The following is a 12836-nucleotide window of genomic DNA, read 5'->3' on the forward strand; positions in this document are numbered from 1 at the left end:
TCTAACCGTAAAACGCCTTGTCCATTGGTTTTGGTAATGCATATGTTATATTATCTTTGACAGTCATGTACCAGTCCTCTACTCCCTTTGTAATTGAAGGCTTCACATTTCTTAATGCTGTTGAAAAGTCTGCGCTTGTTATCTTTGGGCTATTGTTTCGCATTGCATTGACTGCTGCCTCTCTGCACACTGCAACAAGGTCAGCACCGCTGTACCCTTTTGTCGCAACTGCAATCTCTTTGAGGTCCGTGTCCCCTGAGAGTGGCATCTGTTTTGTAAGTAGTCGGATAATCTCAAATCTTCCCTTCTCATCTGGCGGAGGTACAAAGATTATCAAGTCCAGTCTGCCTGGTCGTATCAGTGACGGGTCGATAAGGTCTGGCCTGTTTGATATTCCAAGCACTACGACTCTTGAGGCTCCTCCGTCTTCCATCTCTGTCAAGAGCTGACTCAAAAGCCTCTCACCTACTCCTCCTTCGTCGTTTGACTTGAATCTTGCAAGTGAGTCAAGCTCGTCAAATATTATAATACACGGAGATGAAGTCTTGGCTTTTCGAAATATTTCCCTTATTGCCTTTTCAGATTCTCCGACCCACTTTGATAGTACTTCAGGTCCGCGTACTAGAATCATGTTTGCACCACTCTCTGTTGCAAGTGCGCGCGCAAGCAATGTCTTGCCGCATCCTGATGGACCATACAATAATGCTCCCTTGGGCGGCTTGATTCCCATCTTTTGGAATTTTGCAGGCTCTTTTATTGCTGTAATTAGATTATCTTCAAGTGTTCGCTTGGCATCATCTAGTCCTCCTACTTCTTTCCACCACACCTTTGGACTCTCAACGTAGAATTCACGCATTGCAGTAGGTACAATTTCATGCATTGCGTCATAGAAGTCCTGCAGTGTTATCTTCATCTTTTGTAGTATCTCTGGTGCAATCTTTTCAGTCTCTGTCTCTATCTCTGGGAGAAATGTTCTAAGTGCCTTCATTGCAGCTTCTCTGCAAAGTGACTTGATGTCAGCTCCTGTATAACCGTGTAATTCTGATGCAAGTTTTTTTAGATCAACATCTTGCAACGGCATGCCTCTTGTGTGAATCTGTAATATCTCTAATCTGCCGTCTGCATTTGGAACTGATATCTCTATTTCCCTGTCAAATCTTCCTGGTCTTCGAAGGGCTGGGTCGACGCTGTCTGGCCTGTTTGTTGCACCAAGCACGATGACGTTTCCTCTGTCATTTAGGCCGTCCATTAATGCTAGCAGCTGTGCAACTACTCTCTTCTCAACATCTCCGTATGCTTCTTCTCTTTTTGGAGCAATTGCATCAATTTCATCTATGAATATTACACTTGGCGAGTTTTCTCTTGCCTCCTTGAATATGTCTCGCAATCTTGCCTCTGTCTCACCATAATACTTGTTCATGATTTCAGGCCCATTGATAGAGTAAAAGTTGGCCTCTGATTCACTTGCAAGTACCTTTGCAATCAATGTCTTACCGCATCCTGGTGGACCATACAACAATATTCCACTGTGCGGTTCTATGTTCAATCTTGAAAAGACCTCCGGATGTCTTAATGGAAGCTCGACAATCTCTCGCATTCTTTTTGTCTGTGTCTTGAGTCCGCCTATTTCCTCAAATGTAACGCGGACCTTCTTGTCCACTGATGTTTCGCTAAGTATTGTTACTGATGTGCTTCGCTCTATCTTTACCACTGCTTTTGGCGCAATCTTGTGAATCTTGAAATCCATGGAATTTCCTAGAATCATTACAGATATCTCGTCTCCTTCTGAAAGCGGCAGTCCTCTGAGTCTGTTTTTTACAAAATCTGTAAATTCCTTGTCTACTGTAACATTTCCATTTACTGGCATTAGTGTGACACTTTTTGCAGGCTTGGCAGTAATCTTTCTGACATTGACTAGATCGTTTATTCCAATTCCAGCATTCTTTCTTGTCTGGCCGTCTATTCGTATAACATCTGGAGCCTTGTTGTCATCATCTGCAGGCCAAACTATTGCGCAGCTGGCTCTTTTCCCAATGATTTCAATCATGTCACCTGCTTCTACTTTTAAAAACTCCATTGCCTCTGGTTCGATTCTTGCTCGTCTTTTTCCGACGTCTCTTTGTTTTGCTTCGCCGACCCGCATCTGTAGCAGTTCGTCTTTTTTAGTCAAGGTGACACCTACTTCATGTCAACCGATGTTCGGCTCAATCCTAACACTTCAAATTCTCCTACTCCTTCAACACCGCGTACTGTGTTTTCAAGAGAATCCATCTGTCCTTCCTTGTCGTCCAGGGCAAACTCTGCATTAAGATAGTATAGACCAAAAGCAAGTGGTTCCTTTGTATATTTTGAAAGAGTGATTCCTTCCTTTAGTGAGGAGCCAATTTGTTTTGCAATGTCATCCAGATTGACTTCAGTTCCTGTTGGAAGAATTTTTGCTCTTAGTGATAATCGTGCCAATTTTTACGGTCCTTCAAAAGTACATGAGTTGCATTTGTATGGTCTTGCTGCTTCTCTGCAACTCTCGCATCTCCAAAGCAATACAGAGCCGCAACTTGGACAGTTAAATTTTACACACTTATCATTAGGCATAATAGGTCTGTGACAAGAACTGCACACAGGTAATGCTATGGTTGATGACATGAATAAAACTCGATTTCTACCGCATTTATATCTTGCTTATGATTTTTGATTCAGCTAAACAATCTTCTCAGTTCATTTCCCAAGATTGCCTGGATTGCTTTTGCCGATCCACGTACACCCAACATCTTTGCAACTGATGTGGTATGAAAATCAAAACTTCCTTCGGCTGAGATCTCATCGAGCATCTTTGGTGTGACTGATTGGCAAATGGAATCAATGGACTGATTGTCCAGTCTCTCAAGCAACGATCTTGCAAGAAGCATATTCTCAAATTCTTTTCCAAACTTTGCAGCCCATTTTTCCTGGTATGCTCCTAGCCTGGAGGTATCATTTGATTCTAAAAATTCTGAGATTGCCTCACCCGCGTATATTCCTCCCATTCCTGATGTGTATATGCCGCCTGCAGTTGTGGGCTTGGCCTGGCCTGCCGCATCACCTATTGTGACCATGTTTCCTGAAACAAACTCCTTGATTGGGCCCTTTACCCAGATCGGCGCAAAAATTTTTCTTATAGTTGAATGCTTTCCTTTTTTACCAAGAAACTCTTCTAGTGCATCTGCAGAATTGATTCCTCTTCCTGCAACTCCTACTTTGGCCTCATCCCTTCTTGTTGGTATGACCCATGCAAAATATCCCGGATATTTTTCTTGGTCCAAATATACCTCGATTCTTTCCTTGTCTATCCAGTCTGCAAAGACTTCGTATTGTGCTGATTGTAATATTCCAGTCCTGTCTTTTTGAACAAGGGATGTAACTCCTCTTGCATCAACTATTATCTTACACGTTATCTCGCCTTCTGAGGTCCTGACTCCTTGTTTTGTAATTTCTCTCAACGATGTCTTGACTTGAATCTCTGCACCCTTGACTTGGGCTTGGTGTGCAATTTGTTTATCGAACTCTCTCCTGTCCAAGACTATGACTTGTTGTGGTCTTGCATCAAGTGTGAAACTCTTGCCTGATGGCGCAATCAGTTTGGCAGAGCGTATCTTGTTGTCAAGTGTAGCTCGTATTGGTATTATGCCAAGGTCGTCCATCGCAGGTATGCTGACAACTCCTCCGCAATGCTCTGGTGTGCCAATTTCATAGTCTTCTTCTATAACTAGGACCTTGTGACCTCTTGCAGCAATCTCTCTTGCACACAAAAGCCCTGCTACGCTTCCGCCTGCTACGACTACGTCATAATCCATTTTTACAAACTAATCTGTATTCGCACTATTAATTCAATGTGGGGTTGTACGTGTTATTTTTAATCCAGTGAAAATGATTTGAAATCACATCTAGTTTATGTCACTGCATCATTTTACTTGGGTGTATCACATTGACTTGTTTTGCAAGCCTTTGAATTTGTTATATTTTATAAATAATTTGTAAATGTTCGTATAAAACATAATTTATTCATGTTTTAATTTATTAGATACAAATAATACATTTTCTTGAACTTTTTAAACAAGTTCGTTGCATGTGGGCTGTAGTATGGAGGCTATTTGGTGCTAGCAAACTCTGTATCTGATTTTTACACTCAGCAGTCATCGACTTATGACAAAATAGAAGGCTGCTCATATTGGGAGAAATTATATCTTGAATATAACAAACTTGTTCAAAATCATCTTCATTCAAAAAAGCCACGAACTTTAGATTTAGGGTGTGGTACCGGACTTACCACTAGTCTACTAATGCAAACAAGAAACGAAGCAGTTGGACTTGATCTTACTTGGAGATTGTTAAAGACAGCTCAAGGAAAATACAACACACATCATTTTTCTCCAATTAATGCCGAAATAACCCATATTCCATTTCAGGACAAATCTTTTGAAAGAATAATTTGTCTTAATACACTTGAGCATATTGAAGATATAGAACAAGCACTCGCAGAAATTGCAAGAATATGTGAAAAAGGAGGCGAGTTTCTCTTTGACATTCCATCTTCTAGCATATTTGATGTGTCGTATTTTCTTGGTCATTATGGGAAAAATGGCCTAGTTTCTGCATTACAGGGAATGTACAAAAACAAGGTAATGTTTGAATGGGAATCTCATGATGATAATTTTGAACCAATCAAAGTCAAGACATATCGATACAATCCACGATTTTTTGAAAAATTGGTATCATCATATGGATTTGAGATCGTTGGTAAAAGGGGAGTTCATATTTCAACAATGATAATTCCTGAAAAAATACAGGCTAATTCCTTTTCACCCTTTTTGTCTGTCATAAACAAGAAACTTGAAAAGATAGATGACAGACTTAACTCCTTTTCATTTTTCAAAAATCATGCATTATACATCTTGTATGAATGCAGGATGAGAGAAAATGACTAGTCATATTTCAATGAATCTGCCTATACAAGATTCTGCGCCAATCACCGGTAGCATGAAAATATGCAATGAATGTACCTCCAAATCCTGCTGTACTGATTTTGCAGAACCATTGCTGTTTCCTTCTGACCTGGAAAAGCTTAGATCCGTAGAGAAATCTGGTTCTGAATATGTCAAGGAGATTGCAATTGACAATGCGAAAATTCATGTGATAAAAAAGGCAATTGGTTCAAAATCCTGTGTATTTCTAAATCCTGAGAATAATTTTTGCAGTATTTATGAAAACAGACCATTTGATTGTAGAATGTATCCTTTTGACATCATATGGATAAATGACGCTTATCACTGGATAATCTACTCATGTAGTCCTAATGGAGATTGGGGTTGGGTTGAACAGTATCTACAGAAATTGGAGAAAGACTCTCAGTTTTGTGAGGTGATAAAAAACAGGAACATTTTTCGTCTTGTCTCTATTGATTATATGCGTACTTCAACCAAAGTACCATCATTTGTAGTCTTAAGGAAGGTAGAATACTAAATGGAAGAAAATCATGATGTAATAATACTTGGTGCTGGAATGTCAGGTATTGCGGCAGCTCTTAGATTACAACATTATGGTTATGATGTTGTGATATTAGAGTCAAGAGATAGGATTGGAGGCAGAATTCATACTGATAACTCACTTGGTGCATCACTTGACAAGGGCGCATCCTGGATAAGTGGAATAAGGGAAAATCCTATCTACAAGTTGGCAGACAAGTACAACATCAAGCTAAAAAGAGTGGATGAAGGGGAATCTTATTCTGTATATGATCACGATGGAACAAAATTAGATAATGTATTTCAAAGTAAAATGAAATACGAGTGGACTGACTTTCTTCACTTTATGCAAAATGAACAAAGTCATGTTGGAATTCGCAAAACTCTAGGTTCTGTAGTACAACAATATCTTTTGAAAAATAAACTATCTCCTGATATTCAGAGTGATTTTGAATATGCCATAAGTATGTTAGAAAATGATTGGGCAGGGTCTGTTGAAAAACTTTCTGCAAAATACTGGGATCATATTGGATATATCTTACCTGGTGGACAGGATGTTTTTCCAGATGGTTATATGACAATAGTCAATGGCCTAGTAAAAGAATTAGGTGAAGAAAAGATACGTCGAAATCATGTTGTCAAGACTGTAAAGTATGATGATAACGGCGTCAAAGTTATTTTGGAAAATCAAAATATCTTTAATGGAAAATATGTAATATGCACGTTTCCTCTAGGGGTACTGAAAAAAAATCATAGTGAATTATTTATGCCAAATTTGCCTGGTGAAAAAATCACTGCCATACGCCACATAGGTATGGGAATATTTCACAAAACATATTTGAAATTCCCTCAAGTCTTCTGGCAAGAAGATGCGGACAAGGCCTGGATAAATTACGTATCTGAAAAAAAAGGTGTCTGGAATACCTTTGTTAACATGTACAAAGTAAATGGCCAACCAATTCTTCTTGGGCTAAATGCGGCTGACTATGCAGAGGAGATTGAACCTAGATCTAAAGACGAGATTGTACGAGAAGCAATGAAAGTGTTAAGAACGATATATAAAGAAAAAACACTAGACCCTGTTGATTCGCTTGTAACAACTTGGCTCAATGATCCATTTTCATACGGCGCATATTCTTATGTCGGAGTAAATGGCACTCCTGATGATTATGACAAGATAGCCGCTCCTGTTAAAAATGAACCTGGCACAACATATCGTGTTTTCTTTGCTGGTGAAGCTACTACCAAATTCTATCCTGCAACTGTTCATGGAGCATACATGACAGGACTTCGTGAAGCAAACAGGATATATGCATTTGATAAAAAACTTCGTGAACCAAGTGAACAACAATTTCCAGATGAAAAAGAATGGCTAGTATTTCCCGAGCAAGTAATTTGCCCTGTAGGAAAAGACCTGATAGTTCAAAAACAAGTAATTGGCGGAAAAACTAGGCTAATTCCACACTGTGTGACACCCCAAGAAAAAGCACAAAAAGTAGATGGTAAGGAATGGCTTGATTCTATTACTTCTACTCCTTGGGATTATTTCTGACTAGTTATTTCTATGACGACAAATTGTGTTTGTACTCTGATTTATTTTTGATATTCTACCCTATCAGAAAAAACTAACTCTTTTCCATATTCTTTTTTGTATTCTCTCTTGGCATCCTCGTAAAGTGTTTCTAAAACATTTTCGTTTCTGTCTTGCCTTTCTATGATCTTTTCTCTGATGTGGTCCATAAATTCGTCATCAAAAATAGTTCTCATTTGATTAAATGCATACCTGAAAATCCAATGATGGGACATTTTTTCCATGTATATTATCCAACACGTCCATTCGTATTCTGTTAACTTGGACTTTTCTTTTTTCAAAAACCACACTCTTTCATACATGTCAAATTCTGCAACGTAAAATTGATAAAGTAAAATTTCGTGCTCATCTAAAATTATTTTATTGTCATCTATTCCTATGTGTTTTTGAGGGATCTTGACTTTTTCAAAAATCTCTAACGTTTCACCGTTCTCAATTTGAAATGTTATCAACTCATGATGCTGCTCTCTCAAATCTCCATATTCATCAACCTCGATTGCCTTTCTTTGTAACACTGTTGCATAAACTAAAACTCCAATAGTTGCCGCAAAAAATACAGAGGTTGAAAAATTGACCCAAACTCCTACCTCATCTGTATTAGAATCAAAACCAAAAAAATTCATTGCCGCATAGATTATGATCTGTAACTGCACCGATGTAGTACTCATTTATTCTATTTATGAGATTCTGTCAAGCCTGTGATAATATCATGAGTTTTACAATAAACATCTCTGTAAATTTAAATTTTACAATAAAAAACATATTATTATAAAAAATTCTATTGTTTTTTTCTTTTAAATCGTCATCTCTATAACGTGCTGTTTCTCAATTATGTATAATGTCTGAAAGCATTCCAATCAAGATAACTCGAATTGATTATCGTGTAATAGCATTGATCTTTGGAATCTTTGTTGGCATGTTGATCTATGACTACAAGTATGAAGACTATGTCAATAATAATTTCACACTTGCAGACGTTGTAATTATTCTTGCCCCTCTTGCGGGTGGCATCATGAGCGTTTTTGTAGCAAGAAGATATTGGTCTTCAGCAATACTTGGCAAGACATATCTTGCATTAGGAATAGGTCTACTGTTTTATTTTATAGCAAATGTTCTATATGAGTATATTTCAGATTTTGTCGCTCCTCCTCCCGCGGCAGCTCCTTTTCCAAGCATTGCTGATGCATTTTGGGTTACAATGTATCCATTTCTCTACTATCATTTGGTAGTCAATATCACACATTTCAAAAAAACTCTCAATAGACGTCATGTAATATGGATGGCTGTAATAATTGGGGTTACCACGGGAACCTTTCTTTATACTTCACTTTCACAAAAACCTCCACTAGATTTTGCGTATTTCCTTGGTCTGTATTATGTAGTAGTTGATGCAGGTCTGCTGGCACTTGCAATCTTAGGGGCAATGGTATTTCGTTCAAGTATTTTGGGAAAAGTTTGGTTATTGCTTGTCATTGGTTTTCTTATCTATTCTTTTGCTGATTATTGGTACTATGATTATCTGACTCTATTTCCTGATCAATACAGTGACTCACATCCAGTTAACATGGTGTGGGTGTTAGCCTTTATGATAATGACTTATGCACTATACAAACATAAGAAAACTCTATAAGTGAAATAGCTATATTGTCATAACATGAAATATGTCCCTCTGTCACAAGTAATTGTCTGCGGAACATGTCACGCACACGTTGAAAAATCAAGAATTGAAGAACATTTGATAGATTACCACATGTGGAACTGATCTCCTACTATTTACTGTGTTACTAGTCATTTAGTTGCCACTGTTTTATATTCAAATGAAATCTATTGGAGTTTGCTATTTGTTATTATGAATTTAATCGCTGACATGTGAGAACTGAACATCATCGGGTGAGATGTTTTTGCAATCTGTACATGTGGTATCTTTGATCTTGCTATACCAGGCAAATGGTTTGCAATTATGATAAATCCATCATTTTGGTTTGGATCTATACTAAATGCAGCAAATGGTACCGGCTTTTCGTACAAATACATTTCAAATATTCCAGGAAAATTTTCCTTTTGTATCTCATCGTGTAGTCTTTTAAGTGTAACAAAATGGTCTTGAGAAATTATGATTGGTTCATAATCTGGTGAGGAGTTTCTTGAATTCGCATTAGGATCCGTTATGATGAATTTGATATTGATTCCGTTTTTTAATATGTTTTTTATAAATTCAGAAAAAGTTCTACCCTCTATGTTGTATGCAATGTCTTGAAAAGCTTCGCCTATCTCTATTATCTCAGATCTTGCATTTTGTATCATTTCGATTTTTTCATCTGTTGATAGTTGTTCATCTTCTATATGCAATTGACGCTTGACATGATTCTTAAGTCCTGTGCGTTTTGACGCAATTTCATAAATCTTGGTCTTACCATATCCTTTTAACGTCACAGAGATTGGCTTGCTGATTAACACATCATCATAATTTTTCAAAAATGTCATAGCAGTATCATGCAAACTACTGTTTATCAAAATCTGATTTTCTGTGGCATATTTTTCAATGCGCGAACAAATATCCATGGACATTCCAAATATGTCTATTCTATTGTTTAGTTTTATTTTCTCAATAATGCCCAAAACAAGAGCAGCTTTGGTAGGTATGCTTTTTCTGTTTGAAATCTCTATTACATTAATTGCAGCAAGACACGCACTTAGTGGATCTTTGAATAATGCCACCACCCCATCTCCAGTTTCTTTTAACACTTCTCCATTCAGTCTTTTTATTATTGCCTTGCAAATCTTGTCGTGCATCAATATCTTTTGCATGGCTTCCATGTGTCCAATTTTTAACTTCAGTGAGGTAGATTCAACCAAATCAAATATGACTATTGTTTCTAGATTAGTCTGATTCTTGTACTGAGTCTGACCCATGCTTTGGTATAGTTCATTTAGTCTAGAATCTAACTCTCCAAACTTTGAGACCTCAGAAATTATTTTTTCAATGTCATTTAGAATAACACTGGGCATTTTGTATTATGTACATCTTCGAAAACCTGCCTATTGAAGTTTTTTAGTAAATATTTGAAAATTGGTGCATGGTATTTCTAATTTTTCAATTTCATTTTATCATGTATTTTTTTAGAAAAAATGGGTTCTAGTGGCTATGACCGCAACCACAAGAGTGATGGCTTTCTTCCATATGTTGGTCCTTGCCTGCGCACTTGGAACATTTGTTAGAACCTGTGGCAGAAAAGAATCCAATACCGCATGATACGCATTTCATACCTGGCATGTATATAGTAAATTATGACCGTTATTTATGGATATTTTATAATTTCATTTTTTGTATCTTATCTGCATTCTCGAAAGTTTAACATGTCCTATGGTTATCAAAAATCAGATGGGTACAATAAAACAAGTAATAGTTGTCAGAAAAGATCTAGGGATGGGTACAGGAAAGATTGCAGCCCAGGTCGGACATGCATGTGTGTTGGGGGCAGAACATGTCAGAAAATCAAACAGGGAATGGTTTGATCAATGGGAAAGATACGGACAAGAAAAAGTTGTACTAAAAGTATCTAGCCTCTCAGAATTAGACAAGGTGAAAAAAGATGCAATATATCATGATCTTCCCTGGTCTGAGGTTACAGATGCAGGCCACACCCAAATTGAGCCTGGTACTATAACTTGCATCTCAATTGGTCCTGCACCTGAAGAGATGATTGACAAGGTTACAAGGGATCTAAAACTTTTGTAATTGGCTATATCTTGTGCTCTCTGTCTTTGACTTTGGCATCATATGTGGCAGTAATATTGTCCCCAATCTTTGCATTGCATGGTATATCGCGTATGATGTATCCATCATTTGTTTCTGCAGTGCACTTGCCTGCTTCTACGTAAACAACATGGACTGTTTCAGTAACCATGCTTGGGATTAAATTCCAGAATGGGAAAACTATTGTAGCCATAACAACTACTGCGGCAACAATTGCTCCTACTGCAAGGAGTTTCTCATTCATGATCTTGGTCGGTTTGTCTCCGTTATTTAGTATTACTGGCTATTGGTACTCTGAACAGGAAAATCATTAAACTCTCTGTCTATGAAAATCTTAGAAATATTATTATGCGAACCTTTACTTGAAAAGCACATGTTCGTGGTTGCAGCAGAGATCCAAGTCAAAAAGGGCTCAGAAGACCAATTCAAGAGCTGGATAACTGAATCAAATCAGGAACTATCCAAGTTTGATGGATTTGTAAGAAGAAGACTTCTTGAGACACGTGCTGGAAAACACATCATTTTGGTAGAGTTTGAAACACAAAAGCAGTTTGAAGACATGCACAAGACTCAGGAACACTTTAGGATTCAATCAAAGGGACATTCATATCTTGAAGGTCCACCAAAACCAACCTTTTACGAAGTCGTCTCTCAATAGTGTAACTGCTTGATTTTGTATTATAAATAATGTATCTTCATGTGATTGTTGTGTACTGCCTCAAATTGAGTAACGTGTCCGCAATGAACACATGAGAAAAATTGGTCTGTTGGGCCGCTTGGTTTGGCTTCCAATTTGTAGTCATCTATTGGTATTATAGTGATTGTATTTTTCTTTTGAATAACTGCAAAGTGTTTCTCAATTGATAATGATGTAAGAAAACTCTTGATTGCCTGGATCACGTTTGATGGGTCAATATATTCATCAGTTATTGGTGCTAGTACAAACTCGTGCAATTTTAGAGCAGGCATAGCCCCAACTTGGTCTGATGTGTAAATAGCAAGAGGCGACTTGAGGGCATCTATGTCTTTACAGTCTACTGTAATCATGTCTTGATTGAAATGACTAGTAAGATTTACATAAATACTTTGAATCTTATTTCCTGTGGGCAACATATATGAAAATGCCGCAAATGATTTTCTCGAACTTGCAAGTGAGCAAAGACTAAAAATAATTTTCAAACTGTTAGAACAAAAATCAAAAATCTCAAACATGGCAAAAGAACTTCACGCTACGGTTCAAGAAGTGCACAGAAATTTTGAACGACTCTCTAATGCTGGACTGATAATGAAGGACAAGGATGGATATTATGATTTGACTACGTATGGTAAAACAATGTGTACACAGGTTCCTTCATTACTGTTTCTTTCAAAGAACCGAAAATATTTTGAAAATCACGACTTTGGTGATATTCCAATGAAGTTCATACAAAGAATAGGAGCATTGGCAGGAGGGCAACAAATCAAAGGATTTGTCAAGGTACTGGAACAATGGAAACTAGTATACAAGAATGCTGATGAGTATATTTACGAACTTTTCACCGAAGTTCCGTTGGACCTAATTGAGCCTCTGCTGGACAGGGTAAAACATGGAATTGTCTTCAACTATATCTTCTCTGATACTGTGATTGTCCCAAAGGGCAGAAAAGAACTTCTCGGCAAATTGGGAATGAAAGATTTGCTTGACAAGGGGCTAGTTGAAAGAAAGATGAAAGAAAATGTTAAGGTTGTTGTAGTGCTAAATGAGAAAGAGGCATGCGTGTTGTTCCCTACACTTGATGGAGATGCAGATATGAGAGAAATGTTTTACAGCAAAGACACTCTGTTTCACGAGTGGTGCCTTGATTACTTTAGGTACTGCTGGTATAACTCTGGACCATTCCAAGAAAACAAGATTCCGGAATAGATTAGTACTGTTATTTTGTGTTGATTTTCTGTGCACCAATCAAGTTTAGAGTATATGCAATGTGTCAAATGCAATAATGATTTAAAA

Annotated in this window: 15 protein-coding genes; 7 read left to right on the forward strand and 8 right to left on the reverse strand. The window is 37.5% G+C overall.

Annotated features, from left to right (window positions below):
- Position 1: 1 nt before the first annotated feature.
- The 4 genes from NSIN_RS06075 to NSIN_RS06090 are packed head-to-tail and all read right to left on the reverse strand — an operon-like array spanning position 2 to position 3830.
- On the reverse strand, positions 2-2143 hold the full coding sequence (locus NSIN_RS06075) for a CDC48 family AAA ATPase (RefSeq protein ID WP_394340816.1): 2142 nt from the start codon (positions 2141-2143) through the stop codon (positions 2-4).
- Positions 2144-2178: 35 nt separating this feature from the next.
- On the reverse strand, positions 2179-2460 hold the full coding sequence (locus NSIN_RS06080) for an elongation factor 1-beta (RefSeq protein ID WP_101010187.1): 282 nt from the start codon (positions 2458-2460) through the stop codon (positions 2179-2181).
- A 3-nt stretch (positions 2461-2463) separates the two neighbouring features.
- Positions 2464-2643, reverse strand: a complete 180-nt coding sequence (locus NSIN_RS06085) for a zinc finger domain-containing protein (protein WP_101010189.1) — start codon at positions 2641-2643, stop codon at positions 2464-2466.
- A gap of 50 nt (positions 2644-2693) precedes the next feature.
- Complete coding sequence (locus NSIN_RS06090; protein WP_101010191.1) at positions 2694-3830, reverse strand: NAD(P)/FAD-dependent oxidoreductase; 1137 nt, start codon at positions 3828-3830, stop codon at positions 2694-2696.
- A 300-nt stretch (positions 3831-4130) separates the two neighbouring features.
- Here NSIN_RS06090 and NSIN_RS06095 point away from each other — a divergent pair, with 300 nt between their 5' ends.
- The 3 genes from NSIN_RS06095 to NSIN_RS06105 are packed head-to-tail and all read left to right on the forward strand — an operon-like array spanning position 4131 to position 7050.
- Positions 4131-4961 (forward strand): class I SAM-dependent methyltransferase, encoded by an 831-nt coding sequence (locus tag NSIN_RS06095; RefSeq protein WP_165775268.1) that lies wholly within the window; start codon positions 4131-4133, stop codon positions 4959-4961.
- Positions 4954-5496, forward strand: coding sequence for a YkgJ family cysteine cluster protein (locus NSIN_RS06100; protein ID WP_101010195.1), 543 nt, complete (start codon positions 4954-4956; stop codon positions 5494-5496). The genes NSIN_RS06095 and NSIN_RS06100 overlap by 8 nt, the downstream gene beginning before the upstream one ends.
- A complete protein-coding gene (locus tag NSIN_RS06105; RefSeq protein ID WP_101010197.1) occupies positions 5497-7050 on the forward strand; it encodes a flavin monoamine oxidase family protein in 1554 nt (517 codons plus the stop codon). It begins immediately after the preceding gene.
- A gap of 41 nt (positions 7051-7091) precedes the next feature.
- Here the strand turns inward: NSIN_RS06105 and NSIN_RS06110 are convergent, their stop codons facing one another.
- Positions 7092-7742 (reverse strand): hypothetical protein, encoded by a 651-nt coding sequence (locus NSIN_RS06110; RefSeq protein WP_133124091.1) that lies wholly within the window; start codon positions 7740-7742, stop codon positions 7092-7094.
- 185 nt (positions 7743-7927) lie between these two features.
- Between NSIN_RS06110 and NSIN_RS06115 the strand changes: the two genes are divergently transcribed.
- The gene (locus tag NSIN_RS06115) at positions 7928-8719 is read left to right on the forward strand and encodes a hypothetical protein (protein WP_101010200.1); all 792 of its coding nucleotides are present in this window, start codon (positions 7928-7930) and stop codon (positions 8717-8719) included.
- A gap of 194 nt (positions 8720-8913) precedes the next feature.
- On the opposite strand, the gene NSIN_RS06120 is transcribed toward NSIN_RS06115, so the two are convergent.
- Positions 8914-10098, reverse strand: a complete 1185-nt coding sequence (locus NSIN_RS06120) for an adenylate/guanylate cyclase domain-containing protein (RefSeq protein WP_101010202.1) — start codon at positions 10096-10098, stop codon at positions 8914-8916.
- Between the two features lie 373 nt (positions 10099-10471).
- Here NSIN_RS06120 and pth2 point away from each other — a divergent pair, with 373 nt between their 5' ends.
- Complete coding sequence (gene pth2, locus NSIN_RS06125) at positions 10472-10828, forward strand: peptidyl-tRNA hydrolase Pth2 (protein WP_101010586.1); 357 nt, start codon at positions 10472-10474, stop codon at positions 10826-10828.
- A 4-nt stretch (positions 10829-10832) separates the two neighbouring features.
- Here pth2 and NSIN_RS06130 read toward each other — a convergent pair whose 3' ends face one another.
- On the reverse strand, positions 10833-11090 hold the full coding sequence (locus NSIN_RS06130; RefSeq protein ID WP_101010204.1) for a hypothetical protein: 258 nt from the start codon (positions 11088-11090) through the stop codon (positions 10833-10835).
- A gap of 81 nt (positions 11091-11171) precedes the next feature.
- Here NSIN_RS06130 and NSIN_RS06135 point away from each other — a divergent pair, with 81 nt between their 5' ends.
- Entirely contained in the window at positions 11172-11504 is a 333-nt protein-coding gene (locus NSIN_RS06135; protein WP_245871926.1) for an antibiotic biosynthesis monooxygenase family protein, read from the forward strand.
- Between the two features lie 20 nt (positions 11505-11524).
- Here NSIN_RS06135 and NSIN_RS06140 read toward each other — a convergent pair whose 3' ends face one another.
- A complete protein-coding gene (locus NSIN_RS06140; protein WP_101010588.1) occupies positions 11525-11893 on the reverse strand; it encodes a hypothetical protein in 369 nt (122 codons plus the stop codon).
- A gap of 55 nt (positions 11894-11948) precedes the next feature.
- Between NSIN_RS06140 and NSIN_RS06145 the strand changes: the two genes are divergently transcribed.
- The gene (locus tag NSIN_RS06145; protein ID WP_101010206.1) at positions 11949-12749 is read left to right on the forward strand and encodes a helix-turn-helix transcriptional regulator; all 801 of its coding nucleotides are present in this window, start codon (positions 11949-11951) and stop codon (positions 12747-12749) included.
- Positions 12750-12836: the final 87 nt, after the last annotated feature.

The organism is Candidatus Nitrosotalea sinensis (assembly GCF_900143675.1).
Taxonomy (GTDB): domain Archaea; phylum Thermoproteota; class Nitrososphaeria; order Nitrososphaerales; family Nitrosopumilaceae; genus Nitrosotalea; species Nitrosotalea sinensis.